Source organism: Caulobacter sp. P4_E5 (assembly GCF_056401555.1).
In genome coordinates this window covers 12850-38512 of record NZ_JBFUJD010000054.1, presented here as the reverse complement: position 1 = coordinate 38512, position 25663 = coordinate 12850, and the positions used below count along the sequence as shown (strand labels likewise).

General features: G+C 68.2%; 26 protein-coding genes and 1 pseudogene. 16 read left to right on the top strand and 11 right to left on the bottom strand.

Features of this window, described 5'->3' with window-relative positions; all coding sequences use genetic code 11:
• Window positions 1-653 (top strand): family 43 glycosylhydrolase (locus AC1DSO_RS16420; RefSeq protein ID WP_477069837.1); only part of this gene is annotated, 653 nt, incomplete at its 5' end.
• A gap of 224 nt (window positions 654-877) precedes the next feature.
• Here the strand turns inward: AC1DSO_RS16420 and AC1DSO_RS16415 are convergent.
• The gene (locus AC1DSO_RS16415) at window positions 878-1213 is read right to left on the bottom strand and encodes a DUF2218 domain-containing protein (protein WP_477069836.1); all 336 of its coding nucleotides are present in this window, start codon (window positions 1211-1213) and stop codon (window positions 878-880) included.
• 23 nt (window positions 1214-1236) lie between these two features.
• The gene (locus tag AC1DSO_RS16410) at window positions 1237-1836 is read right to left on the bottom strand and encodes a PadR family transcriptional regulator (RefSeq protein ID WP_477069835.1); all 600 of its coding nucleotides are present in this window, start codon (window positions 1834-1836) and stop codon (window positions 1237-1239) included.
• Window positions 1837-2084: 248 nt separating this feature from the next.
• On the opposite strand from AC1DSO_RS16410, the gene AC1DSO_RS16405 reads away from it, so the two are divergent.
• The 6 genes from AC1DSO_RS16405 to AC1DSO_RS16380 are packed head-to-tail and all read left to right on the top strand — an operon-like array spanning window position 2085 to window position 6230.
• A complete protein-coding gene (locus AC1DSO_RS16405; RefSeq protein ID WP_477069834.1) occupies window positions 2085-2972 on the top strand; it encodes an MlaA family lipoprotein in 888 nt (295 codons plus the stop codon).
• Entirely contained in the window at window positions 2969-3640 is a 672-nt protein-coding gene (locus AC1DSO_RS16400; protein ID WP_477069833.1) for an MlaC/ttg2D family ABC transporter substrate-binding protein, read from the top strand. The genes AC1DSO_RS16405 and AC1DSO_RS16400 overlap by 4 nt, the downstream gene beginning before the upstream one ends.
• A gap of 30 nt (window positions 3641-3670) precedes the next feature.
• On the top strand, window positions 3671-4207 hold the full coding sequence (gene mlaD, locus AC1DSO_RS16395; protein ID WP_477069832.1) for an outer membrane lipid asymmetry maintenance protein MlaD: 537 nt from the start codon (window positions 3671-3673) through the stop codon (window positions 4205-4207).
• Between the two features lies 1 nt (window position 4208).
• Complete coding sequence (locus tag AC1DSO_RS16390) at window positions 4209-5018, top strand: MlaE family ABC transporter permease (protein ID WP_477069831.1); 810 nt, start codon at window positions 4209-4211, stop codon at window positions 5016-5018.
• On the top strand, window positions 5015-5785 hold the full coding sequence (locus AC1DSO_RS16385; RefSeq protein ID WP_056053755.1) for an ABC transporter ATP-binding protein: 771 nt from the start codon (window positions 5015-5017) through the stop codon (window positions 5783-5785). Before AC1DSO_RS16390 ends, AC1DSO_RS16385 begins: the two co-directional genes overlap by 4 nt.
• Window positions 5775-6230, top strand: coding sequence for a hypothetical protein (locus tag AC1DSO_RS16380; RefSeq protein WP_477069830.1), 456 nt, complete (start codon window positions 5775-5777; stop codon window positions 6228-6230). The genes AC1DSO_RS16385 and AC1DSO_RS16380 overlap by 11 nt, the downstream gene beginning before the upstream one ends.
• On the opposite strand, the gene AC1DSO_RS16375 is transcribed toward AC1DSO_RS16380, so the two are convergent.
• On the bottom strand, window positions 6227-7129 hold the full coding sequence (locus AC1DSO_RS16375) for a hydrogen peroxide-inducible genes activator (protein ID WP_477069829.1): 903 nt from the start codon (window positions 7127-7129) through the stop codon (window positions 6227-6229). The genes AC1DSO_RS16380 and AC1DSO_RS16375 overlap by 4 nt on opposite strands.
• 227 nt (window positions 7130-7356) lie before the next feature.
• On the opposite strand from AC1DSO_RS16375, the gene ahpD reads away from it, so the two are divergent.
• From ahpD to AC1DSO_RS16360, 3 genes and pseudogenes are all read left to right on the top strand, one after another.
• Window positions 7357-7911: an alkylhydroperoxidase, AhpD family gene (gene ahpD, locus AC1DSO_RS16370; protein WP_477069828.1), complete on the top strand. Its 555-nt coding sequence runs from the start codon at window positions 7357-7359 to the stop codon at window positions 7909-7911.
• Between the two features lie 150 nt (window positions 7912-8061).
• Window positions 8062-9435 carry a crescentin gene (gene creS / locus AC1DSO_RS16365; protein ID WP_477069827.1) on the top strand — a complete coding sequence of 458 codons (1374 nt, stop codon included), beginning with the start codon at window positions 8062-8064 and terminating at the stop codon, window positions 9433-9435.
• 27 nt (window positions 9436-9462) lie between these two features.
• Window positions 9463-9539 (top strand): annotated as a pseudogene (locus AC1DSO_RS16360) (hypothetical protein); the annotation flags it as partial.
• A gap of 38 nt (window positions 9540-9577) precedes the next feature.
• Here the strand turns inward: AC1DSO_RS16360 and AC1DSO_RS16355 are convergent.
• From AC1DSO_RS16355 to AC1DSO_RS16345, 3 genes are all read right to left on the bottom strand, one after another.
• A complete protein-coding gene (locus AC1DSO_RS16355) occupies window positions 9578-10114 on the bottom strand; it encodes an SRPBCC family protein (RefSeq protein ID WP_477069826.1) in 537 nt (178 codons plus the stop codon).
• A gap of 68 nt (window positions 10115-10182) precedes the next feature.
• A complete protein-coding gene (locus AC1DSO_RS16350; RefSeq protein WP_477069825.1) occupies window positions 10183-11169 on the bottom strand; it encodes a TraB/GumN family protein in 987 nt (328 codons plus the stop codon).
• 199 nt (window positions 11170-11368) lie between these two features.
• Entirely contained in the window at window positions 11369-13522 is a 2154-nt protein-coding gene (locus AC1DSO_RS16345) for a M3 family metallopeptidase (protein ID WP_477069824.1), read from the bottom strand.
• Window positions 13523-13643: 121 nt separating this feature from the next.
• On the opposite strand from AC1DSO_RS16345, the gene AC1DSO_RS16340 reads away from it, so the two are divergent.
• The 6 genes from AC1DSO_RS16340 (at window position 13644) to AC1DSO_RS16315 (ending at window position 20931) form a co-directional block, all read left to right on the top strand.
• A complete protein-coding gene (locus AC1DSO_RS16340) occupies window positions 13644-13880 on the top strand; it encodes a hypothetical protein (RefSeq protein ID WP_477069823.1) in 237 nt (78 codons plus the stop codon).
• Between the two features lie 41 nt (window positions 13881-13921).
• A complete protein-coding gene (locus tag AC1DSO_RS16335; RefSeq protein ID WP_477069822.1) occupies window positions 13922-14770 on the top strand; it encodes a glutamate racemase in 849 nt (282 codons plus the stop codon).
• 384 nt (window positions 14771-15154) lie between these two features.
• The gene (locus AC1DSO_RS16330) at window positions 15155-17629 is read left to right on the top strand and encodes an FtsK/SpoIIIE family DNA translocase (protein WP_477069821.1); all 2475 of its coding nucleotides are present in this window, start codon (window positions 15155-15157) and stop codon (window positions 17627-17629) included.
• A 284-nt stretch (window positions 17630-17913) separates the two neighbouring features.
• Entirely contained in the window at window positions 17914-18573 is a 660-nt protein-coding gene (locus tag AC1DSO_RS16325; protein WP_477069820.1) for an outer-membrane lipoprotein carrier protein LolA, read from the top strand.
• Between the two features lie 408 nt (window positions 18574-18981).
• The gene (xth, locus tag AC1DSO_RS16320; protein ID WP_477069819.1) at window positions 18982-19788 is read left to right on the top strand and encodes an exodeoxyribonuclease III; all 807 of its coding nucleotides are present in this window, start codon (window positions 18982-18984) and stop codon (window positions 19786-19788) included.
• A gap of 99 nt (window positions 19789-19887) precedes the next feature.
• Window positions 19888-20931 (top strand): MerR family transcriptional regulator, encoded by a 1044-nt coding sequence (locus AC1DSO_RS16315; RefSeq protein WP_477069818.1) that lies wholly within the window; start codon window positions 19888-19890, stop codon window positions 20929-20931.
• Window positions 20932-21684: 753 nt separating this feature from the next.
• Here the strand turns inward: AC1DSO_RS16315 and dnaQ are convergent.
• Genes dnaQ through AC1DSO_RS16290 form a run of 5 tightly spaced genes read right to left on the bottom strand, consistent with a single transcriptional unit; the run spans window position 21685 to window position 25391 of the window.
• A complete protein-coding gene (gene dnaQ, locus AC1DSO_RS16310; RefSeq protein ID WP_477069817.1) occupies window positions 21685-22398 on the bottom strand; it encodes a DNA polymerase III subunit epsilon in 714 nt (237 codons plus the stop codon).
• A gap of 31 nt (window positions 22399-22429) precedes the next feature.
• Window positions 22430-23029, bottom strand: coding sequence for a dephospho-CoA kinase (gene coaE / locus AC1DSO_RS16305; protein ID WP_477069816.1), 600 nt, complete (start codon window positions 23027-23029; stop codon window positions 22430-22432).
• 3 nt (window positions 23030-23032) lie between these two features.
• Window positions 23033-23890, bottom strand: coding sequence for a shikimate dehydrogenase (aroE, locus tag AC1DSO_RS16300; RefSeq protein ID WP_477069815.1), 858 nt, complete (start codon window positions 23888-23890; stop codon window positions 23033-23035).
• The gene (locus AC1DSO_RS16295; protein WP_477069814.1) at window positions 23887-24489 is read right to left on the bottom strand and encodes a Maf family protein; all 603 of its coding nucleotides are present in this window, start codon (window positions 24487-24489) and stop codon (window positions 23887-23889) included. The genes aroE and AC1DSO_RS16295 overlap by 4 nt, the downstream gene beginning before the upstream one ends.
• Window positions 24486-25391, bottom strand: a complete 906-nt coding sequence (locus tag AC1DSO_RS16290; RefSeq protein WP_477069813.1) for a pyruvate, water dikinase regulatory protein — start codon at window positions 25389-25391, stop codon at window positions 24486-24488. Before AC1DSO_RS16290 ends, AC1DSO_RS16295 begins: the two co-directional genes overlap by 4 nt.
• Window positions 25392-25663 lie beyond the last annotated feature (272 nt).

The window sequence follows — 25663 nt, the reverse complement described above, 5'->3', positions numbered from 1 at the left end:
CACTATGGGCGCCGGAGATCCATTTCATCGGCGGCAACTATTACATCTGCCACTGCATCAGCGGCGTCGGCATCGGCGTGCTGCGCAGCACGACCAAGCGGCCCGAAGGCCCCTATGCCCACGTCCTGTCGGACCAGCCGATCAAGGGCGGGATCGATTCCACCCTGTTCCAGGACGACGACGGCAAGGTCTATCTGTCGTGGGGCGCCGGCCAGCGGATCCGCGAGATCAAGCCCGACTTCAGCGACTTCGCCGGCGACTGGCAGGACCTGGTGTTCGACGACTCGGGCATCGATCCCAAGGCGAAGAAGAACGGCCAGCCGTTGCGCCGGGTCGGCTTCGAGGGCGCGACCTTCTTCAAGGCCAATGGCAAGTACTACGCCGGGGCCTGCAACAAGGACGAAGGCCGCTATTCGTTCTGGTTCGCCTCGTCCGACAAGCTGCTGGGGCCCTATGCCGGGCGTCACGAAGGCCCGCCGGGCGGCGGCGGCGGCAACCTGTTCCGCGACAAGGCCGGCCGCTGGTGGCAGACCTTCTTCGGCAACGACGACCAGATGCCGTTCCGCGAGAAGCCGGGCCTGATCGCCGTGGCGTTCGACGCGGCCGGCCGCGTCGTCGCCTCGGTCGATCAGCCGTTCAAGCCTTTCAGCTAGAGCCTGTCGACATTCATCTGGGGCAGGGACAAAACCCACTGCCTTCCTGGGCCTTGTGCCCAGGACCCAAGTTCGAGGCGGGCGTGGACTCTTTGGGTCCGCGCGGCCGAAAGACCGTGAACCCGACCTCAATTCTGTCGAAGCGGAACCCTGGGTCCTGGGCACAAGGCCCAGGAAGGCGGGGGAATTCTATTCGCAGTGAATGTCGATTGGTTCCGGGCCCTTCAGTGGACGGCGTTGATCCGGATCGCGCTCGGATCCACGCCGCCGGCCGGCCAGGCGCGGGTCCAGCCGTAGCGCAGCTCGCCTTCGCGGAAGGCGAAGCGGTCCAGGTGCTTGGCCACGACGTCTTCCATCCGGGCCAGGTCTTCCAGGTCGGCCGCCTCGATCGTGATGTCCAGGCCATCCGGATGGGCCGTCATCCGGCAGGTTCCCAGCGGCAGCGGGAACAAGGCCGAGGTCTCGTCGTAACGGACCTCGAACTTGTGGCTCCAGTGCTTGGCCAGCTGGGTCATGTAGCGGGCCGCCCTTTCGGTGGCGACGCGAGCGTGGCTTTCCATGGCTGTCCCTCTCGTCGCCGACGTCAGATCGTCTCGATGGCGGTGGCGGCGTCGTCCAGCGCCTTGGCGATGGCGCTGATCTGCTCGGCCGTCAGCTGACCGCCGTGCAGCTTCAGCCGCAGCGCCGTCTTCAGGTTCTCGCGGGCCCGCAGGATCTGTGGCGAGAAGGCCGCGCTGGCCGAGGCGGCTTCGGCCATCCGCTCGAACAACGAGCGGACCGGCTGTTCGTTGCTGGCCAGGAAGGTCTCGCCCTCGGGGGTGATGGTGTAGAGCTTCTTGCCGCCGCCGGCGTCGCTGGCGGTGACGTAGCCCAGCTCTTCCAGCAGGGTCAGGGTCGGATAGACCACGCCCGGGCTGGGGCTGTAGGCGCCGCCGGCCGCGGTCTCGATAGCCTTGATCAGCTCGTAGCCGTGGCTGGGCTTCTCGGCGATCAGCTTGAGCACCACGAAGCGCAGGTCGCCATGGTCGAAGAACCGGCCCATGCGGCCGCCGCGACCGCGCGGCCCCCCATGGAGACCCCCGTGATGCAGGCCGCCGTGGAAGCCGAACGGATGACGGCCATGATGCTCGTCGCCGTGACCGCGCCAGTGGCCGCGGTGGTGATGTTGATGTCGTCCAAACATGTGTGTTTCAGATCCTATTTCGTTATATCGGAACAATAGATATATCGGATTGGTTGCTGGTCAAGAGCTATTTCCGATATATCTGATCGTGTCGGATGTGGAGGGGCGAAACCGGCGGTCTGGCGTCTCGGATCGAATCACCGTTTTGCACCCGGCCCCGTCCAAAACGAGCGTCTTCCGTGCAACACGCGGCGAGCGTCACCGGAAATAGTGCGTTTCAATCTTGATACGGAAGGCGTCGTGAATACATGGCGCCTGTGAGAAGCAGGAGCATGAGCTTGCGCGACCAGGATCAAAGCCCGGGCCAGATGGCCGCCGGACGGCGTTTCGCCGCCGCTGGCCTCGCCGTGGCCGCCGGCCTGCTGGCGCTCGCGCCCGCCGCCCACGCCGAGGACCAGATCCCGACGGTCCCCGCGCCGGCCGCGTCCGGCGACGCGTCCGTCCAGACGGCCAACGATCCGCTGGAGGGCCTGAACCGCGCTTCGTTCAAGCTGAGCATGGGTCTTGACCACGTGGTGCTGTCGCCCGTGACCCACGGCTATATCGCCGTCACGCCCAAGGTGATCCGCAACCGCGTCAGCTCGGCCGTCTATAATCTGGGCGAGCCGAACACGGTCATGAACCACGTGCTGCAAGGCAAGCCCAAGCGGGCCATGCGCTCGACCGCCCGCTTCGTCGTCAATTCGACGGTCGGCGTGCTGGGCCTGTTCGACGTGGCCGCCAAGATGCACCTGCCCCCGCGCGGCGCCGACTTCGGCCAGACCTTCGGTGTCTGGGGCGCGGCCCCCGGCGCCTATGTCTATGTGCCGGCCATGGGTCCGCTGAATGTCCGCGACGGCGTCGGCCGTGTGCTGGATGTCGTCACCGACCCGGTTTCGATGTTCGTCGGCGGCTTCGACACCGATTTCGGCAAGGCTCGCACCGGCGTCACCATCGTCGATCTGCGGGCCCAGACCGACCCGGCCTTCCACGCGCTGAAGGACGCCGCGGACCCCTATGTCACCGCCCGCTCGGCCTATACCCAGTACCGCGAGGCCTTCATCCGCGAGGCGACCGGCGAGGCCCAGGAACTGCCCGATTTCGACACGCCGCCCGCGACTCCGACTCCTCGCAAGGCGGCGGCTCCCAAACCATGACCTCCCCCGGTAAGACCATGAAAAACACCCTCTTCACCCGGCGCGGCGCCAACGCCGCGCTTTTGGCGTTCTTCGGGGCCGCGGCCCTCGCCGTCGCCAGCCCGGCCCTCGCGGCCCAGGCCCGTGACCCCGGCGCCGAAGCCTTCGTTCAGACCAAGGCCCAGCGCGTCGTCACCATTCTGGCCAACAAGGGCATGAGCGAAGCGCAGAAGAAGCAGGTCTTCCACCAGGCGGTGGACGAGCTGGCCGACGTGCCGCGCGTCACCAACTTCGTGCTGGGCAAGTACGCCCGCACCATCACCCCGGACCAGAAGGCCCGCTTCGCGGCGGTCTTCCGGACCTATGCCGAAAACGTCTATCAGAGCCGCATCGACGACTATCGCGGCGAGCAGCTGAAGGTGACCGGCTCGGTCGTCCGCAAGCCTGGCGACGTGATCGTCAACACCGTCATCTCGGGCGGCCAGATCACCCAGCCCCTGCCGGTCTCCTGGCGCGTGCTGGGCGGCGGCCAGAACTGGAAGGTGGTCGACGTGCAGTTCAAGGGCATCTGGCTGGCCATCACCCAGCAGCAGGACTTCGTCTCGACGATCGACAACGCCGGCGGCAACATCGACGTGCTGATCAATCAGCTCCAGAAGAACGGTTCGGGATCTTCGGGTCGCCGCTAGGCGATCCGGGGCTCTAGACTCAAAGGGGATATGACCTTGCGCGAACAATGGGCCGAGACGGCCATGGGCGTCGTCGTCCTCGCCCTGGCGGCGGCGTTCCTGACCTATTCGCTGAGCGTGGGCGGCGTCGCCACCAAGCGCGGCAACTATGAGATCAGCGCCAAGTTCGGTGAAGCCGGCTCGCTGGCCCCCGGGGCGGCGGTCAGCGTGGCCGGCGTCAAGGTCGGCACGGTCTCGCAAGTCACCCTGGAGCCGAAGACCTATCTGGCCGTGGCCAAGCTGAGCATCGACCCGACGGTCAAGCTGCCGGCCGACTCCACCGCCAAGATCACCAGCGACGGCCTGCTGGGCGGCGCCCATGTCGCCATCGCCCCGGGCGCTTCGCTGGACGACCTCAAGCCGGGCGGCGAGATCGAGAACACCCAGGGCGCGGTCGACATCTTCGGCCTGATCGGCTCTGTGATCCGTCCCCAAGGGGGTGGTTCTGGGGGCGGCTCGAGTGACGCGGCCGCATCCTCGACCCCCGCGCCGGCCAATCCGGCCACGCAGCCGGCCGAGAGCTACTGACATGGCCGCGGCCGAGGCGGCCCGGCGGGTCGCCAACCCTATTCAGGTCCTCGGGCGCTCGACCCTGGCCGCCGTCCGCATGGTCGGGTCGGTGGGCGTGTTCGCCGTGCGCGGCGTCGCCGCCGCCCTGACCCCGCCCTGGTTCCTGAGCCAGCTGTGGCGCCAGATCGTGGCCATCGGCTTCTTCTCGCTGCCGGTGGTGGGCCTGACCGCCGTCTTCACCGGCGCGGCCCTGGCCCTGAACATCTTCACGGGCGGCGGGCGCTTCAACGCCGAGCAGGTGATGCCGCAGATCGTCGCCCTGGGCATCACCCGCGAGCTGGGCCCCGTGCTGGCCGCCCTGATGCTGGCCGGACGCGTCTCGGCCGCCATCGCCGCCGAGATCGGGGCCATGCGCGCCACCGAGCAGATCGACGCCATGCGCACCCTGTCGACGGACCCGTTCCGTTACCTCGTGGGCCCGCGCCTGCTGGCCGGCGTGTTGATGCTGCCGCTGCTGACCGCCGTCGCCGACACCATCGGCGTGGCCGGCGGCTGGCTGGTGGCCACGCGGGTGCTGGAGTTCAGCCCGACCGTCTACATCCGCAACACCCTCGACTTCCTGCAGGCCTGGGACGTCGTCTCCGGCCTGATCAAGGCGGCGGTGTTCGGTTTCATCGTGGCGCTGATGGGCTGCTATCACGGCTACAACGCCTCGGGCGGGGCGCGCGGCGTCGGCCGGGCCACCACCCACGCGGTGGTGTCGTCGGCGATCCTGATCTTTGCCTCCGACTATCTCCTGACCACCTTCTTCACGCACGCGGCCCAATGACCGACGCCGTTCCCAAACTCGCTTGGAAGGGCGTGACCAAGCGCTTCGACGGCCGCGCGGTCCTGGACGGCCTCGACCTTTCGGTCGCGCCGGGCAAGTCGCTGGTGATCATCGGCGGCTCGGGCCAGGGCAAGTCGGTGACCATCAAGACCGCCCTGGGCCTGATGCGCCCCGAGGCCGGCAAGATCGAGCTGGACGGCAAGAACGTCGTCGGCCTGTCGGAAGGCGCGCGCCGCAAGCTGTTCTCGCGGATCGGCGTGCTGTTCCAGGGCGCGGCCCTGTTCGACAGCCTGACCGTCTGGGAGAACGTCGCCTTCCGCCTGATCAACGCCGACGGCGTGCCGCGCAAGGAAGCCCGCGAGCGGGCGATCGAGGCCCTGGACCAGGTGCGCCTGGCCCCGGCGGTGGCCGACCGCTTCCCCTCGGAGCTGTCGGGCGGCATGCAGAAGCGCGCCGGCCTGGCCCGCGCCGTCGTCGCCCGGCCGGAGATCCTGTTCTTCGACGAACCGACCACGGGCCTGGACCCGATCACCGCCGCGGCGATCAACCAGCTGATCTCCGACCAGGTGCGGCGCCTGGGCTCGACCGCCGTGTCGATCACCCACGACCTGGCCTCGGCCCAGACGATCGGCGACGAGATCGCCATGCTGCACGACGGCAAGATCATCTGGCGCGGCCCGGCCGCCGAGCTGCGCACCACCGACAACCCCTATGTCCGCCAGTTCGTCGAAGGCCGGGCCGAGGGACCGATCTCCCATGCGGTCTAGAATCGTGGCCGCCGCGCTGCTGGCGGCGGGCCTTTTCGTGGCGGAAAGCGCCCAGGCCCAGTCCTATGTCCGCGCCGACTGCCAGAGCCTGGTGGGCGCGGCGCCCAGCCGCTACGACACGCCCGAGCACGAGCGTTGGTACCGGCGGTTCTGGACCGGAACCTGCGATCACCTGCCGCTGTGCATCCCCGGCTCGCCGAACTGGAACGACGTGGTCGGCAAGCTGCAGATCAAGGGCGGCCCGGCCGAGCGCATCGCCGTTCTGCCCAAGGCCTGTCGCCTGGGCCAGCTGATCGGCCTGGAATGGTCGCGCGAGAAGGCCATTCGCAAGATCGACACCACCGACCTGCGGACCTTCAACCGGATGCTGGAGTCGGCCAACGACACCCTGAAGGGCCTCGACAAGGTCGAGATCGCCGCGCGGACCAAGCTGGGCGCGCGTTAAGGCGCCTCTCTCAGGGTTTCCGCCAGCAGCTTGCCCTCGACGCCGCGGCTCGATCCGGCGCGCCAGGCCACGACGATCTCGCGGCTGGGATGCGCGGTGGCCAGCGGCCGGATGGTGATTGCGGTCTTGTCGGTCAGGCCCGCCTCGATCGCCATGGCCGGCAAGAACGAGACGCCCAGGCCCGAGCCGATCATCTGCACCAGGGTCGGCAACGACGTGGCCGCGAAGCTCTCGTCCTCGCCGACGCCCTTGGGCGGTTCCAGGCCGCAGGCGGCCAGGGCGTGGTCGCGCAGGCAGTGGCCGTCCTCCAGCAGGATCAGGTCCTCGCCGCGCAGGCTGTCGGGATCAACCCGGGTCGAAGCCGCCATCGGGTGGTTGGCCGGGGCGGCGGCCAGCAGCTCGTCGTCCTCGACATGGGCCCAGTCCAAGCCGCTCATGTCGTAGGGCAGGGCGATCAGGGCCGCGTCCAGGGCCCCGCTCTTCAAGGCCGCGATCAGGCGTTGGGTCAGGTCCTCGCGCAGGAACAGCTTCAGCTTCGGAAAGCGGTCGCGCAGGACGGGCAGGGCGCGCGGCAGCAGATAGGGGGCCACGGTCGGGATCACGCCGAGGCGGAAGCGGCCGGCCAGCGGCTGGCCCGCGCCGCGGGCGGCCTGCACCAGGTCCTCGGTCCGGGTCAGGATGTCCTCGGCCCGGCGCACCGCCTCCTGGCCGGCGGCGGTCAGGATCACACCCGAGCGGGCCCGGTCCACGACCGGCGCGCCCAGGATCTTCTCCAGCTCCTGGATGCCGGCCGACAAGGTCGGCTGGGTGACGAAGGCGCCGTCGGCGGCCCGACTGAACGAGCCGTGCTCGGACAGGAGCTTCAGATATTGCAGCTGGCGGAGGGTCGGGAGGATCATGGCCGCTATATAGGTCGGATCTATCGAGAAGCAAAAAACTATCGATTGGATCGCTGAAGCGGCCAGGCGTACTCAAAACGCACGGTGATGTTCCGGCGTTTCTCCCCCACCGCCGCCGGACATCCAGCCCAGTCCCGGTCCGCCCGCGTCTCCCCCTCCCCACGGCGCGGACCGGGACGAACGCGCCTCCCGATGCTAAGCCGCAGGTCCATGGACGGAGCCCTCCCATGCCGATCGCGGCCCTGCGCGCCCAGCTGCCCGCCTACGCCAAGGACATCGGGGCCAATCTTTCGGTCCTGGCCGATGAGACCTTGCTGTCGGACCAAGCCAAGTGGGGCTGTTTCGTCGCCAGCGCCTGCGCGGCCGGCGAGCCGGAGACCCTGACCGCGATCAATGTCGCGGCTCGCGAGGCCGGCTTATCGCCGGACGCCTTCGAGGCGGCGCGGACCGCAGCCGCGATCATGGCCATGAACAACGTCTATTTCCGCGCCCTGCACCTGATGGAAGCCCCGGAATACAAGGCCTTGCCGTCGCGCCTGCGCATGAACCGGCTGACCCATCATCCGGGCGTCGACACGGTCGACTACGAGCTGTGGTGCGTGGCGGTGTCGGCGATCAACGGGTGCGGCGCGTGCCTGGACGACCACGAGGCGACCCTGCGCGCGCGCGACGTCCAGCCGGTCCAGGTGCAAGCCGCTCTGCGGATCGCGGCGGTTGTAAACGCCGTCGCCCGGGTGCTGGCGATCGAAACCGTGGATCGTCCCCAGTTTTCGGGCGTTTAAGGCCAGTCCGCGACGTCCGGTCACGGCGTGCGCCCCTCGACATTCATCTTGTCCGTAAACTAAGTTGTTAACCTCTGGGTAAGAGATTCGCGGTTTCCGCAAGGCGTTCTTGAGGACGCGGCGGGCTCGCATGGGGCGAAGGTGGGCTAGATGAGACTCCTGTCGAAGAATTCTCGCGAGAACAAGAACGGCAAGCCGATCGTTCTGGGTGAGGAAACCCGGATCGAGACCGTGCAACACCAGATCGAATCCACCCAGGCGATCGGTCAGCGCTACGAGACCATCCACGGCGGTCTCGACAGCATCGGCCGGGTCATGGAGCACCTGAAGGCCATCGAGCCGCTGATCGCCGAGATCCGCGGCCCCGTCGCCCAGGAGTTCGAGGCCCGCCGCAGCGAGCACTCCGAACTGATCGCCCTGCGCGCCAACTTCGAGCAAGCCCAGCGGGTCATCGCCCAGATCCAGGCCGAGGAGCGCGAAGTGTCCGCCCGCCTGGCCGCCGCCGAAACCGCCCTCGGCGAATCCGACGCCCGTCGCCAGACCCAGGACGCGGCCCTCGAAGACAACGCGCTCGAGATCGACCGCCTGCGCAACGCCCTGCTGCAGTCGGACCTGAAGGTCTCCAGCCTCGACGCCTCCCTGCGCGACGCCACCGCCCGCATCGAGCACCTGGTCCAGGACGTCGAAAGCCTGCGGACCCAGGCCCAGGACATCGACGCCCGCCGCGGCGACGCCGAGGCCGCCCTGGCCCGCGCCAACCAGGACAACGCCCTGCTGGGCGAGGAAACCGCGACCCTGAAGAAGCGCGTCGACCAGGCCGGCCTGGACGTGGCCCGCCTCTCGCGCATCGAGACCGACCTGGAGGCCCAGCTGGCCGGCGAACGCGCCCGCGTCCAGGCGATCGAGAACGCTCTCGCGGCCCACCAGACCGACAGCGGCCGCGTCATCCGCGGCCTGGAAAGCCAGGTCGAGGGCGCTCGCGCCGAGATCTCGGCCCTGCAGACCCGTCTGGAGACCGCCACCGGCCGCGCCGACAAGCTGGAAGAGATGAACGGCCAGATCTCGGCCCGTCTGGCCGAGTCCAGCGCCCACCAGAAGGCCGTCGAACGCCGCGCCGGCGACCTCAACGTCGCCCTGGAGCGCGCCCTCGACCGGATCCGCACGCTGGAGGAAGACTCGGACGGCCTGCGTCAGCGCCACGCCGGCGTCGACACCGCCCGCGCCACCGCCATCGAGCGCGCCGACCAGCTGGCCAAGAACGCCGTGGCCCAGGAAAAGGCCATGAAGCGCGCCGAGGAGCGGGCCCAGCAGCTGCGCACCCGTCTCGACGCCATGCAGGAGTCCCAGGACCAGCTGCGCCGCGAGCACGAGGACAAGGTCGCCGAGCTGCAGGCCACGATCGAACGCCTCACCTCGGAAGCCGCCCTGGCCGAAGGCGCCCTGGAAGCGGCCCGCCGCGACCGCTCGCGCCTGCAGATGGCCCTGCTCGGCGCCTCGGACGAGGGTCTGGCCGAAGCGGGCTGAGGGCAACTCAAGCCAAATAAACCTCGTCATCCCGGCCGTAGCGAAGCGGAGAGCCGGGACCCAGGGCAACCGCAGTGCGGCGACCCCTGGGTCCCGGGTCGGCTACGCCGCCCGGGATGACGAGGTTTTTTGCTGTTTGGGCCTACCTCGCCCCCTCCGCCGCCGCCTTCAGCCCCGCGACCTGCTGGCCGATCACCCCGTCCACCGGGCCGGCGATCTTGTCCAGGCCGCCCTTGAAATAGCCGCCGACGTCGTAGGTGACGGTCACCGTGGTCCGGCCGTCCTTCTCGGCGAGCAGGAAGGTCAGGGCCCCGCTCGCGCCCGAATTCTGCAACGGGCCAAGCGCCCCCGACAGCACCAGCTTTTGGCCCGGCGCGGCGTAGACCGTGGTCATGTGCAGCACCGAGCCGCCGTTGGGCAGTCGCTCGCAGAAACACCCGCCCGAGGCCGCGCCCAGCGACAGGTTGGCGGCCGAGCCCGACCAGGTGTGGGCCGACGCCCACCATTTCGACGGCTGCACCAGGGTCGCCCACACGGCGCTGGCTGGGGCGGCCACCACCACCTCGTGCCGGACCTCGAAACCGTTGGCCTGGGCATCGACCACCCCGGCCCGCGCGCCACCGGCGGCCATCAGCGCCAAGGCGGCCGTAGCGATCCCCAGGGTGCTCATCGTCTTCATGGTCATCTCCCTCCCGAACCTCGCGCCGACGCTGAGGGCAGGGGAGGAGGCCGTCAAGAACCGGGCCCTTACTCGATCGGCGAGCTCACCGTCGCGCCACCGGCCTTCAGGCGGTCCAGCACCCCGTTGGCCGGCAGTAGGAAGCCCAGATCGACCACCGCCACGGTGACGCCGGGGCGCTTCAAGGCCTCGATCATGGCGTCGGTCGTCTGGCCGACGCCCTTCTCCAGCAGGGCCGGGCCGCCGGGTGCGCGCAGCAGGCAGCGCTGGGCGGCGCTGGCCCGATAGCGGGCGCGAACCGAGCCCAGGTCGCCGTCGGCCCAGTCGCGCCCGATCGTGGTCGAGTGGGCGCCGTCATAGGCGATCTCGTCCAGGGCCACGCGCAGGCAATAGAGCTGATCGTCGTCCGAGAGCTTGGAGGCGATCGTGGTCACCGCGCTCATCCGGTACTGGCCGACGGCCTTGACCTTCAGCTTGCGGGCCTTGGCCATGCGTTCGATCGTGCTGACCGGCTTGGCTTCGGAAAGGCCGGCCGCCTGACGGAAATCCGACAGCAGCAGGAACCCGGCCACGGCCGGCTTCCAGTTCTTGTACTCGCCGGCGCCCTTGCGGGCCTGGTTGCGCGACTCGACGAACCGCGCCTTCAGGTCGGGCGGCAGCTGGTCTTCCAGATTCTTGCCCGCCGGCTGGCGCAGGCCGCCGCCGAACTTGAAGATGAAGCCGGCGATCTGGGTGACGCCGACCGAGGCCTGGGGCGGGACCAGCACCAGGCTGGCCTTGTCCAGCGCCTTGTTCAGCCGCGGGCTTTCCCACTTCAGCTGATGGGGCAGGGGCGGGGCCGCGCCGAGGATGTAGAGCTTGGCGCCGTCCTTCTCGACCAGCCAGACGGCAGGGCCGGGCGGCTTGGCGACGATGGTCAGCTCGGCGACCACCGCGCTCTCGTCCTGGGCGGGCGCTTGGCCAAGGTTCACCACCGGCGGCGGCGGGGTCTGGGCGAGGGCAGGGGCCGCGAAGGCCAAGGCAAGGGCCAGAGGAACGAGCTTCGACGCGACCATGAATACTCCTTCAGCCCCTGAGCCCATTTAGTCCTTCTCCCCTTGCGGGAGAAGGTGTCGCCGCTAGGCGACGGATGAGGGGTCGCACAATGAGAACCGCCGCGACGGCGGTCAGGCTGTCGCGGCGGATCCTGTCTTCAACCCCTCACCCGGCCCTTCGGGCGACCCTCTCCCGCAAGGGGAGAGGGAAACCCGGTGATCAGGCCCCCGGCGGGACCGGGAAACCCCGATGGCGCATCAGGGCGCCGATCTTGACGTCGCGGCCGCGGAAGGCGCGGAACTGGTCGACGGGGTCGACCGCGTTGCCCTTGGACATGATGGTCTCGTACAGCCGCTTGGCGGTCGGCTTGTCGTAGAAGCCGCCCGGCGCCTCCTGGAAGGCCTCGGCGACGTCGGCGGTCAGGGTGTCGGCCCACAGATAGCTGTAGTAGCCGGCCGAATAGCCGTCGCCCGAGAACACGTGACCGAACTGCGGCGTGCGGTGCCGCATGACGATCTCCTTGGGCATGTTCAGCTTGGTCAGCTCCTCGCGCTCGAACTTGTCCGGATCGATGTCGACGTCGCCGGCCAGGTGCAGCTTCATGTCGATCAGGGCGCTGGCCAGATATTCGGTCGTACCGAAGCCCTGGCCGAACTTGTCGGCCGCCTCGATCTTGTCGACCAGGGCCTGCGGGATCGGCTTGCCGGTCTGGTAGTGCAGGGCGAACTGGTTCAGCACCTCTTTCGTCGGCAGCCAGTGCTCGTTCAGCTGGCTGGGGAACTCGACATAGTCGCGGGCCACGTTGGTGCCCGACACCGTCGGATAGGTGGCGTTGGCGTTCAGCCCGTGCAGGGCATGGCCGAACTCGTGGAACAGGGTGGTGGCGTCGTCCCACGAGATCAGCAGCGGCTCGCCGGGCTTGCCCTTGATGAAGTTGGAATTGTTGGACACCAGCGTGGTGACCTCGCCCCCCACGGTCTTCGAGAACCGCTCCTGGGTGCGGTAGGCGTTCATCCAGGCGCCCGAGCGCTTGCCCTCACGGGCATAGGGGTCGAAGTACCACAGGCCCACGTGCTTACCGGCCCGCGTCACCTCATAGACGGTGATGTCCTCGTGATAGACAGGGATGCCCGACAGCTTCTTGAACTCGAAACCGTACAGCTGGCCGGCGGCCCAGAACATGCCCTCGCGCAGCTTGTCCAGCTGCAGGTAGGGCTTCACCTCGTTCATATCGAGGTCGTACTTCGCCTTGCGGACCTTCTCGGCATAGAAGCGGTAGTCCCAGGGCTCCAGCTTGAAGCCCCCTTCTTTGCTTTGGGCGGCTTCCTTGTCGATGATCGCCTGCATGTCGGCGACGTCGATGGCGACCTGGGCGATGGCCGGCTTCCAGACCGCCTCCATCAGGCCCATGGCGTTCTCGGGCGTCTTGGCCATGGAATTTTCGAGGCGCCAGTGGGCGTGGGTCTTGTAGCCCAGAAGCTTGGCCCGCTCGACGCGCAGCTTCAGGATCTTGGCGATGATCGCGTTGTTGTCGGTCGCCCCACCGTTGTCGCCGCGGTTGACGAAGGCGCGCCAGACCTTTTCGCGGGCGGCGCGGACCGGCGACTCGGTCAGGAACGGATCGACGCTGGAGCGGGTGTTCACGACGATAAACTTGCCCGGCAGCTTGCGCGCCGCGGCGTTCGAGGCGGCGGCGGCCTTCAGGCCCTCGGGCAGGCCGGCCAGGTCGGCGTCCGACAGCTCGATCCAGGTGTTCTCGTCGGCCAGCAGGTTCTGGCTGAACTTGGTGAACAGGCCGGCCAGCTCGGTGTTGATCGCCCCGACGCGGGCCTTGGCCGCCGCGTCCAGCTTGGCGCCGGCCCGAACGAAGTTGGTGTAGTAGATCCACAGCACCCGCTGCTGCTCGGGCGTCAGCTTGGCCTTGCCCGGCGAATTGTAGACCGCCTCGATGCGGGCGAAGAGGGCGGCGTTCTGGGTGATCTTGTCGCTGTGGGCCGACAGCTTGGGGTCCATCTCGGCTTCGACGACCTGGAAGTCCGGCGTGCTCATATTGCCGCCCCAGATGTAGTAATAGGTCTGGACGTCGCCCAGCGTGCGGCCGGCGTCTTCCAGCGCCGCGATGGTGTTATCGAAGGTCGGCGCGGCCTTGTTGGCGGTGATCGCGTCGATCTCGGCCAGGTTCTTGGCCATGGCGGCCTCGATGGCCGGCTTGAAGTCGACGACCTTGACCTTGTCGAAGGCGGGCAGACCGCCATAGGGGCCGGTCCATTTCTGGGTAAGCGGATTGCTGCCTTGGGCCATGGACAAGCTCGGATTGAGGGCGGCGACCGCGCCGGTGGCGGCGGCCGAAGCCAGGAACGTACGACGTTGCACGGAGTGTCTCCGGTGAAGATTTGGACGGGACCCTAGGGCATGGTTCCAAAGCCGTCACATGACAGGACCGTAACCTTCGACGAGAGATGACGTATCGCCAGCCGATGGCTAGAGTTCGACCATGTCGATCGCCCTGATCATCAGCCTGGCCGTGATGGCCGCTCCCCAATCGGCCGCTGACCAGGCGGACCCGACGATTCGGGGCGCCGCCAAGCCTGCCGCCTATCGCGACGCGCCCAACCTGCTGGACGACATGGCGGCCAAGCGGCGGGCCAAGCCGGCCGCCAAGCGGGGCAAGACCGCCAAGCCCAAGACCCTCGCTTGCGCCGCCGGGCCGTGCCCGACGGCCAAGCCGTGAGCCGCGTGGACGGAAGCCCCAGCGGCCGCTAAAGCTGACATATGATCGGCGTCTTCGACTCCGGCGTCGGCGGCCTCACGGTCCACCGCGCCCTCGTGCAGCGTCTGCCCCAGGCGGACTTCACCTATCTGGCCGACCAGGCCAACGCGCCCTACGGCGTGCGGACCGGCGAGGACATCGTCGACCTGACCAAGGCCGGCTGCGAGCGCCTGTTCGAGCGCGGCGCCAGCCTGGTGGTCCTGGCCTGCAACACCGCCTCGGCCATCGCGCTGCGCCGCCTGCAGCAGACCTGGCTGCCCGGCTATCGCAAGCAGCTGGGCCGGCCGGTCAACATCCTGGGCATCATCGTCCCGACCATCGAGAAGGCCACCGGCCTGCCTTGGGAGCACGAGGCCGAGCGGCGGGGCGAGAAGGTCGAGCAGCTGGACGTGCTGGGCGTGTTCGCCACCCCGGCCACGGTGCGCTCGCGCGTCTATGAGATCGAGATCGACAAGCGCAAGCAGGACCTGGCGGTGTTTTCCGAACCCTGCCCGGAGCTGGTGCCGCTGATCGAACAGGACGCCAGCGTCGTCGAGCTGGCCAAGGCCGTCGAAAGCCACGTCCTGGCCCTGAAGACCCGCATCGGCCGTTTCCCCGACCGCGTGGTGCTGGGCTGCACCCACTACGAGATCATCGCCGATATCTTCCGCGCCGCCTTGCCGGCCGGCACGCCGCTGATCCAGCAGCCGGCCTCGACCGCCGACGCGCTGGAGCTCTATCTGGAGCGCCATCCGGAATATGACGCCGGGACGAGCGGCGAGCGCGTGTTCCTGACCACCGGAACGCCGGGCCCGCAGAACGGCCTGGTCCAGGGCTTCTGGGGCGGCCCGGTGGCGTTCGACGCGGCTTAGGCGCCCTCTCTCTTWGAGAGAGGGAGGGGCCCGCGCCGCAGGCGTGGGAGGGTGAGTGGTTACACCTTGTCAGAACCGAGCTGAGACAAAGGCGGCGGCCGCATTGGCGAAGGCGTGCCCTCGACCTGGCGAACGCCCACCGAAACAGGTCGTGTTTCACCGGCCAGCGGTGAAACCACTCACCCTCCCACCGCTTCGCGGCGGGCCCCTCCCTCTCTCTCAGAGAGAGGGATTCCGGATGGCGCCTTCCCACTCCTAGCGACACGGCGCCATCGGCAGCCCGCGACGTTGTGAATCATTTCCTGACGAACGCCGTAAACGCCTCTTAACGCTCTTCGGGCACAACATCGCGGTTCGACCCGTTCTGGCGGGTCGCGAGACGAGTTGAGTTCGGAGACTTTCATGGCGCGAGCCGCGCGGCGATCCACGACGGAGCTCCTCTGGGACGCGTTCCGTTATGGCTGGGTCCAGCCTTGGACGGCCCGGTTCCGGGGCGGGATCGTCACCGTGATCGGGGCGATCCTGCTGCTGGCCATCGCCACCTACAACGCCACCGACCCCAGCCTGAACGCCGCCACCGGCGAGCCGGCCCGCAACGCCCTGGGCGGTCCGGGCGCGGCGGTCGCCGACCTTTTGATGCAATCGCTTGGCCTTTCGGGCTGGGGGGTCGCCTTGCTGATGCTGGTGTTCGGCGTCACCCGCGTGGCCCAGGCCGACCCGGACGCCGAGCGCAAGGACCTGCGCCAGCGGGCCGTCGTCGGCGTCCTGGGGCTGCTGGCCCTGTCGGCCAGCCTGGCCGCGCCGCCGCCGCCGGCCATCTGGCAGCTGGAAAAGGGCCTGGGCGGCTTCTGGGGCGACGCCCTGCTGCACATGGTCGCCGGCGTCCTGCGCTACGCCCACATTCCCGGCGCGACGATCATCGCCGCCGTCCTGTTCGGCGTCGCCGCCATCGTCGCCCTGGGCTTCGCGATCGGCGTGCGCGAAGTCGATCCCGACGCCCTCCACGCCGCCGTCAGCAACGCCTTCCAGCCGCGCGCCCGTCCCGAGCCCGAGCCCATCGCCGCGGTCAAGCCGGTCCGCGCCAAGAAGGACAAGGCCGAGGCTCCGGCCAAGCGCGACCGTCCCGGCCGCCTGCCGCCACTGGAAGCCGAGGACGACGCGGTCGTCGCCGCCCCGACTCCAATCTCCAACGAGCGCGCCTACACCCCGCCGCCCGCGGTTCAGGACGAGGAGGACGCGTTCGAGGACTCGCTGGACGCCCGCCCGATGGCGATCGCCAAGCCCAAGACCGTGCCCAAGGAATCCGGCCGCGAGCAGCGCGAGCAGCAGAAGGCCTTCGATTTCGACGAACAGGGCGGCTTCCAGCTGCCCGAGCTGGCCATGCTGGCCAAGTCCAAGCCGCGCTCGTCGGAAGTCGACGCCGGGGCCCTGCGCCAGAACGCCCGCCTGCTGGAAAGTGTGCTGGCCGAGTTCGGGGTCAAGGGCCAGATCGACCAGATCCGCCCCGGCCCGGTGGTCACCATGTACGAGCTGGTGCCGGCCCCGGGGGTCAAGACCGCCCGGGTCGTGGCCCTGGCCGACGACATCGCCCGCTCGATGAGCGTGATCTCGTGCCGCGTCGCCGTGGCTCAGGGCCGCAACGCCATCGGCATCGAAATGCCCAATTCGCGCCGCGAGACCGTCTATCTGCGCGACCTGCTGTCCAGCTCGGACTACGAAAAGGCCAGCCAGATCCTGCCCATGGCCCTGGGCGAGACCATCGGCGGCGAGCCCTATATCGCCGACCTGGCCAAGATGCCCCACCTGCTGATCGCCGGCACCACCGGCTCGGGCAAGTCGGTCGGCGTCAACGCCATGATCCTGTCGATCCTGTACAAGCTGCCGCCCGAGAAGTGCCGCTTCATCATGATCGACCCCAAGATGCTGGAACTGTCGGTCTATGACGGCATCCCGCACCTCTTGGCCCCCGTCGTGACCGATCCGAAGAAGGCCGTCGTGGCCCTGAAATGGACCGTCCGCGAGATGGAGGACCGCTATCGCCGGATGTCCAAGATCGGCGTGCGCAACATCGGCGGCTATAACGAAAAGGCCAACGAGGCGCTGGAGAAGGGTGAGCACTTCGAGCGCACCGTGCAGACGGGCTTCGACGACGCCGGTCGCCCGATCTACGAGACCGAGCAGATTCGGCCCGAGGCCATGCCCTATCTGGTCGTGGTCATCGACGAGGTCGCCGACCTGATGATGGTGGCCGGCAAGGACATCGAAGGCGCCGTCCAGCGCCTGGCCCAGATGGCCCGCGCCGCCGGCATCCACCTGATCATGGCCACCCAGCGCCCGTCGGTCGACGTGATCACCGGCACCATCAAGGCCAACTTCCCGACCCGGATCAGCTTCCAGGTCACCAGCAAGATCGACGCCCGCACCATCCTGGGCGAGCAAGGCGCCGAGCAGCTGCTGGGCCAGGGCGACATGCTGTACATGGCCGGCGGCGGCCGCATCACCCGCCTGCACGGTCCCTTTGTCTCCGACGGCGAAGTCGAGCAGGTCGCCAAGTTCCTGCGCGACCAGGGCATCCCCCAGTACCTGGAGGAAGTCACCGCCGGCGGCGAGGAAGAGCAGGAAGAGGCCATCGAGGGCGCCTTCGCCGGCGAGGGCGGGGCCAACGACCTCTACGACCACGCCGTGGCCGTGGTCACCCGCGACCGCAAGGCCTCGACCAGCTACATCCAGCGCCGCCTGCAGATCGGCTACAACCGCGCCGCCTCGCTGATGGAGCGGATGGAAAAGGAAGGCGTCGTCGGCGCCGCCAACCACGCCGGCAAGCGCGAGATCCTGGCCCCGCCGCCGCCGGCGCTTTAGGGCTCCTTAAATCCGACCTCCCCGGCGAAAGCCGGGGCCCAGATCGAACCCGCCTTGTTTGATGAATTTGGCTGGGCCAAAGGCGCGAACTCCCAAATCGCTCCGGATGAACCTGGACCCCGGCCTTCGCCGGGGAGGTCGGACTTTTGGAGGTGGAAGAACGGCAACCTTCGCCTTTCCACCCGCGTTTCCCACCGCCAACCTGAACGGCGCTTCATCGGAGCGCCGGAAAATGGCCTCGCGGCGGCCTTCGCGCGGGCGAAGGTTGGCGCTAAGGAGTCCGTATGAGCAAGACCACACGCCGTATCCTGCTGGCGGCCGGCCTGGCCGCCGCCGTCGCGCAAGCCTCTTTCGCGTCTGGCGCCCTGGCCCAGACCGCGCCGGTCCCCGCCAAGCTGACCGCCGAGCAGCAAGTCCTGCTGGACAAGGCCACCGGCTATATCCAGGGCCTGTCCTCGGCCAAGGGTCACTTCGTGCAGACCGATCAGCGCGGAACCCAGACCCAGGGGACCTTCTATCTGCAGCGGCCGGGCAAGGCGCGGTTCGCCTATGATCCGCCCGCCGGCCTGCTGGTCGTGTCGAACGGCAATAACGTCAACATCTTCGACAGCCGGCTAAAGACCTATGAGAGCTATCCGCTCAGCAAGACGCCGCTGAACCTGCTGCTGGCCCGCGAGGTCCGCCTCGATCGTGGCGTGGTCATCACCGACATCCGCCCGTTGGCCGACGGCTTCACGATCGTGGCCCAGGACGCCAAGCGCCAGGCGCTGGGCCGGATCTCGCTGGATTTCTCCAACAGCCCGGTCGCCCTGATGGGCTGGACCGTCACCGACATCAAGGGTGGCCAGATCCGCGTGCGGCTCAGCGACTTCGCCGAGACCTCGGGCCTGGATCCGAAGCTGTTCGTGCTGACCGACCCGCGCCGGAAGGTCGGCAAGCCCTAGAGCCTGACCGGTTTAGATGGATCCATCTAAACCGGTCAGGCTCTATCGTCTTAAGAGTGAGCGCGCGCCCGGGCGGGTTAACCGCTCACACTTAACCCTGGCGCGCTCGCGCGCTTAACGATTGTGACATTACCACAACAGGCAAGAATCAACCGACTTCGGGGTTGACTTAAAGTTTTGACGTGGCATATTTAACACGCATGGCGATGAGCGACCGACCCGCTCTTCGCGAACCGTGCCGGATCCTATCCCCTCCCGGTGGCGGCATGAGAGACTAGACTTTCGCCCGAGCGCAACGATGCGCTCGGGCGTTTTTCTTGGTCGCCAACCTTTCGGTTGGCTCGGGACGCAACGATGCGTCCGGGCGTTTTTCTTTTCCGGGCGCGCGTTCCGCGATAGAGCCAAGCCATGCGCCTCCGTATCGCCACCTGGAACGTCAATTCCGTCCGCCTCCGCGCCGAGCAGGCCGCCCGTTTCGTCGACGAGCAGGCCCCGGACGTCCTGTGCCTGCAGGAGATCAAGTGCCAGGAGGGCGAGTTCCCGCGCGAGGCGTTCGCGGCCATGGGCCTGCCGTACCTGAAGATCGCCGGCCAGAAGGGTTGGCACGGGGTGGCCATCGCCTCGCGGCTGCCGTTCGAGGACGTCCCGACCCTGATGAACTGCCGCGAAGGCCATGCCCGCTGCGTCGCGGTCAAGGTAGCCGGCGTCGACATCCAGAACTTCTATATCCCGGCCGGCGGCGACGTGCCCGACCGAGCGGTCAACACCAAGTTCGACCACAAGCTGGACTTCTACGAGACCCTGACCGCCGCGCTGAAGCGCCGCGATCCCAAGGCCCCGTTGATCGTGACCGGCGACCTGAACGTCGCCCCCGGCGAGAACGACGTCTGGAGCCACCGCCAGATGTCGAAGATCGTCAGCCACACGCCGATCGAGCTCGAAGCCTTCGAGGCGCTGATGACCTCGATGAACTTCCTCGACCTGCCGCGCCTGGCCACGCCCGAGCCCGAAAAGCTGTTCTCATGGTGGAGCTACCGCGCCGCCGACTTCCGCAAGTCCAACCGCGGCCTGCGCCTGGACCACATCCTGGCCAGCCCCGGCCTGCGCGAGGCCGCGATCCTGGACGGCAAGGTCAGCTCGCGGGTCCACGACGACGTCCGCGAATGGGAACGACCCAGCGACCACGCGCCGGTGACGGCGGATCTGCGGGTTTAGCGGGACGCGCCGGGCGATCGGCAAAGGTGAGCGGGCGCCTTGACCCGTCCCCTGGGGCCGGCCTCATAGAAGTGACGGCCAGCAACAGCGGGGTGAGTCATGCGTGCGTCCGTCGATGTCCTCAGCCCGTCCGAAGCCGCCCGGCGCCTCGGCATTTCAGCCAAGGCGCTTCGCCTCTACGAGGAGCGCGGCCTCTTGCGGCCGACCAGAAACGCCGCGGGCTGGCGCGCCTACGGACCGGACGATGTCCGACGCGCCGCCGAGATCGTCGCCCTGCGGTCGCTGGGGTTCAGCCTCAGGCAGGTGGAACGTGTCATGAGCGGCGTCGCCGATGGCCTTGAGCCGGCGCTGGGCGCTCTGCAAACCCGGCTGGAATTGGAGTTCGGTCAACTCAGCCAGCGACTGGAGCGAATCAACGCTCTCAGGCGCGCCCTGGCGCGGGGCGAGATGCCCGCCGTGCTGGATCTCGCCAACTTGGCGGCGGCCCCCACCGCAGCGATCGCGGGCTTCAATCTCCCATGGCCTTGGGGCGGAGAATGGTTCGAGGTGCGTGGCGTCCGGGCGCTTAACTACATTGTCGGACCGCTCGGCAGCGGCAAGACGAGGTTGGCCCAGATGCTGGCTCGGCATCTGCCCGGCGGCGTCTTCCTGGGGCTGGATCGTCTCGAGCGCCGCGAGGAAACGGAGCAAGCCGTGCGGGCTGACTCCGAATTGCGCGAGCGCGTCGAGGCGTCGCTCGCGTGGCTTGTGGAGGACGGCGCGTCTGAATCCGACGCCCTGCGCGCACTCGTCATCGGCCTGGAACAGGGCCGATCGAACCGTCTGGTTATCGACATGATCGAACAAGGGCTCGACGAAGCCACGCAGCAGGCGGTGATCTCCGATCTGCGCCGGCGCGGCCACGAACGGCCGCCGCTGTTCATGCTGACCCGATCCTCCGCCATCCTTGATCCGTCAGAAGCCACCCCGGATGAGGCCGTGATCTTCTGCCCGGCCAACCACGCACCGCCCTTCACGGTTCGGATCGCTCCGGGGGCCCCAGGCTATGACGCGATGGTCAGCTGCCTCGGGTCGCCGGAAGTTCGGGCCAGGACCGAGGGGATGATCGCGCTGATGCCTCGCACGGGGAGCGCCGAGAGATGAAAGGCGGCCCCCGATGCGTAACCCCCTCTCCCCTTGCGGGAGAGGGTGGCCCGCGCAGCGGGTCGGGTGAGGGGTTGATGGACGGAGACGCTGCTGGGGCGGTGGATGCTGGGCGCCGGGCCGACAGGACTATCGACCCCTCATCCGTCGCCTCCGGCGACACCTTCTCCCGCAAGGGGAGAAGGAAGTACGGGGATTGGCGGTGCTGTATCCCCGGCGTTCGCGAAACAGAGTCTCACGAAATCAACCACTTCTCACTTTTACACGCCTCTGAATGATCCGCGTTCAGCCCCGCCTCATACTCACAGCTGTCCCTATCGCAAGGGGAGGGCGCTTGGATCCGGCCCGAAGCGGCGGCGGGGATAGGTTGAGCGGGGCCGCTGGCGGTTCCCGGCGATGTCGTCAGGTCGCGCGGCTTACTCTTTAGGAGCGCGCGCGAGTGACGGGACCGTCCGGGACCAAATCGTCAGCGGAGCGACAGGGCGGTGATCGATCCAAAACCGCCTATCGTGGATCGCCGAGCTGGAGACGGAGTAGCCGATCCAGTTGGTCCACGCCCGTCCGGGGGTAACGGAGGCCCGAGCAGACAACGCTCACGCCCGCCGTCCTCACGGCAGAGAACAGCCTGGCGGAGCGGTAAGCGAGCCGAAACACACAAACCCTCACGGTCTCCGGGTTCGCCCGGCCGCTCCGTCGCCTCCCCACCAACTTCAGCGGAAAGCCGCGTGAAGCCGAGAGCGCATGACGGAAACCCTAGCCCTCAGCCGCGACGACCCCGAACTGGAACCACAGCGCCTTGTCCTTGAAGTTCTTGCGGATCCAGGCGGCGTGGACCTCGCGCTCGGTGTCGGTCGAGCGGGGCGCGAGCGGCCGGGGGCGAGCCCCGTACGAGCCCTGGATCGCGGCCGAGATCGCCATCGCCGAGACGGCGTGGGTCAGTTCCAGGGCGCGTTCCTTGCCGCCCTGCAGTTCCAGATAGACCTCGGCCAGCAAGTGGGCGTCGATCAGGGCGCCGTGCTTGTCGCGGCTTTCCAGGCTGATCTTGAAACGCTTACACAGCGCGTCCAGCGAGTTGTACATGCCCGGGAAGCGCTTCTTGGCCATGGCCAAGGTATCGACCCACTGCTCTTCCTGGATCGGCGCCCGACCGCATTTCTCCAGCTCGAAATTGACGAACGAGCGGTCGAAGGCGGCGTTGTGGGCGACGACGACGCTGTCGCCGACGAACTCGATGAACTTGTCGGCGATCTCGTGGAACTTCGGCTTGCCGGCCAGGAAGGCGCCGGACAGGCCGTGGACCTTCTCGGCCTCGGCCGGCATGTCACGCAGCGGGTCGCAATATTCGTGGAACGAGCGGCCGGTCGGCATGAAGTCGACCACCTCGATGCAGCCGATCTCGACCAGGCGGTCGCCCGTCTTCGGATCGAAGCCGGTGGTTTCGGTGTCGAGGATGATTTCCCGGGCCATCGCTCTTCAATGGCCCGCTTCGAGGGCCGCTTCAAGCGGAGCGGGAAGTTCTCAACAGAGTCAGAAGGTCGCGGACCTGCTGGCGCGCATGGTCCAGCCCTTGTCCCGTATCGATGACGAAATCGGCGCGGGCGCGCTTTTCGGCGTCGGGCGTCTGGCGGGCCAGGATGGCCGCGAACTTTTCCGGGGTCATGCCGGGCCGCGCCAGAACCCGCTGGCGCTGGACGTCGGCCGGGGCCGAAACCACCACCACCTTGTCGACCTTCTTCTCGCCGCCGGTCTCATAGAGCAGGGGAATGTCGAGCACGACGATGTCGTGGCCTTTCKCCTCCGCTTCTTCGAAGAAGCCGATCCGATGGGCGCCAACCAGCGGATGGACGATCGCCTCCAGCTGGGCCAGGGCTTCCGAATTGCCGACCACGGCGGCGCTGAGCTTGGCGCGGTCGATCGCGCCATCGACCACCACCCCCGGAAAGGCCGCCGCGACCGGCGCGACGGCCGCGCCGCCGACAGCGTAGAGCGCGTGGACGGCGGCGTCGGAATCGTAGACCGGCACGCCCTGCGCTTGGAACATCGCCGAAGTGGTCGACTTGCCCATGCCGATCGAGCCGGTCAGGCCGAGGACCAGCATGGCTCAGGCCTCGCCGAGAATATGCAGCAGCAGGCCGCGCGCGTCGACCTCGGCCGGCGGCGCGACGCCATACATTCGCTGGAAGGTCGGGACCGCCTGACGCAGCAGCATCTCCAGGCCATCGACGGTGCGGCGGCCGGCGGCCTGCGCCCGGCGCAGGAATTCCGTGCGCAGCGGCTTGTAGACCATGTCCATGACCACGGCCGTGTCGGGCGTCAGGGCGAGGTCGGCCGCCGGACCCTCGCCGCCGCCGAGGCCGAGCGAGGTGGCGTTGATCACCAGGCCGGCGTCGGCGAGCAAGCCGGGCAGGTCGGACTCGCCGGCCGCCACGACCTTGTCGCCGAACGCGTCGGCCAGCTCCTGGGCGCGAGCGATCGTGCGATTAACGATCCGCACCTGAGGCGCGCCGGCCAGCAGCAGGGCGGCGGTCGCCCCGCGCGCCGCGCCGCCGGCCCCGAGGATCACGACCGGCGCGGCCGAGACCGAAAAGCCCGGCGCCTGCTCGGCGATCGCGCCCAGCAAGCCGGGGCCGTCGGTATTGTCGGCGTGGATCGCGCCGTCAGCCTCGAAGATCAGCAGGTTGGCCGCGCCGGCCATCTTGGCCAGGTCGCTGGCATGGTCGGCGGCCGCCAGCGCTCTTTCCTTGAAGGGGATCGTGACGTTGAGGCCGCGAATGGCGCCGCCGCGAAAGCCCTGCACGAACGTCTCGAAGTCCTCGGGTCGCGGCGCGAACGGCACATAGGCGGCGTCGAGCCCGGCGGCCTGGATCCAGGCGTTGTGGATCAGCGGGCTCATCGAGTGACGGATCGGCGCGCCGCAGACGCCGCCGATGATGGCCGCCCCCGAGATGGTCGAAGTCATGCCGGGAGGGCTCCGTGAAGACGCAGGAAATCCAGCAGCCCGATCAGCGGCAGGCCCAGGATGGTGAAATAGTCGCCGTCCACTTCGCTGAACAGCTGCACGCCCTCGCTCTCCAGCTCGTAGCAGCCGACCGACCACAGCAGGGCCTCGCCGCGACGCTCTATATAGGCGTCGAGCCAGGCCTCGCTGAACGGCCGCACCGTCAGCTTGGCGCTCTCGACGATCCGCCAGATCGGCTGGCCGTCGCGGGCCACGACCACGGCCGAGTGCAGCTTGTGGACCTGGCCGCGCAGCTCCAGCAGACGGTCGCGGGCTTCCGCCAGGCTTTCGGCCTTGTCGATCAGCTTGCCCTTGAGATCGAGCGTCTGGTCGGCGCCGATCACCAGGCCGGACCGTCTGGCCGAGACCTTGACCGCCTTCATCTCGGCCAGGGCGTCGGCGACGTCACGTGGCGTGACGTCCTCGGCCAGCAGCGAAGCCTTGGCGGCGTCCTCGTCGACACCGGGACTGACCGCCTCGAAGGCGACGCCGGCGTTCTTCAGGATCATCTGACGGGCCGCGCTCTTCGACGCCAGGGTGACCGGAACCGATGAGCTCATCCCAGAACCTCGACCTTGCCGCGGCCGCCCGACAGCAGGTTGATGATCGCCGCCGCCGTCTCCTCGACCGAGCGGCGGGTGATGTCGATGACCGGCCAGTTCATCCGTTCGAACAGGCGGCGGGCGGCGATGATCTCCTGGCGCACGGCGTCGCCGTCGACATAGTCGCTCTCGCGGTTCTCCTTCAGGGAGAGCAGGCGGTTGCGGCGGATCTGGATCAGCCGGTCGGGCGAGGTGATCAGGCCGACGATCAGGGTGTTCTTCAGCTCGAACAGCTCCGGCGGCGGCGGCCGGCCCGGGACCAGCGGCACATTGGCGGCGCGCACGCCTCGGTGAGCCAGGTAGATGCAGGTCGGGGTTTTCGAGGTCCGCGACACCCCGACCAGGATCACGTCGGCCTGGGTCAGGTCCTGGCCGCCTTGGCCGTCGTCATGGGCGATGGCGTAGTCGAGCGCCTCGATCCGGTCGAAATAGTCGTTGGTCAGGGCGTGCTGGGCCCCGACCCGGGTCGAGATCCGCGCGCCCAGATAGCGCGACATGGCGCTGATCACCGGATCGAGGGCGGCGATGCAGGGCATTTCCAGCCGCCGGCAGCCTTCCTCGAGCGCGGCGCGCAGGCCCGGATCGACGATCGTATGCATGACCACGCCCGGCGCGCCGGAGATCTCTTCCAGCGCCCGGTCCAGCTGCCGGGTGGAACGAACCAGGGCGTAGATGTGTTCGATGGGTAGGATGTCGGTGAACCGGGCGCAGACCGCGCGCGCCATGGCGTTGAGTGTCTCGCCCGTGGAATCCGAAACCAGGTGGATATGGAAGTACGTGGCGAAGCGCGGCGGCAGCCGTTCGGCCTCCCCCTGCGCCAGACTCTCCTGTGGATCATCCGTTAACGGTTGCTTAACCACTTGCCCTGCCTCTGGGGACGCCCGGGCGCCAAAGGGCCTTGGAGGCGTCGTGACATGGCGCCGCTGTGATCAACGGTCGCATTGCTCGCCTATCATCCCCAGGCTCGCCCCGCATCCCCCGAAGTCTGAATCCCGGCTCTCCAAAGACCGGGGACGAGTCTCGCGAGCGGACTCTCGCCCGCCGTTTGGCATTAAGATTTCATTAAGGTCTTCAACGGCCTGCCAAGGCGTCCACATGATTAACAAAGCCTTAACCACATGTGGGAAGCCTT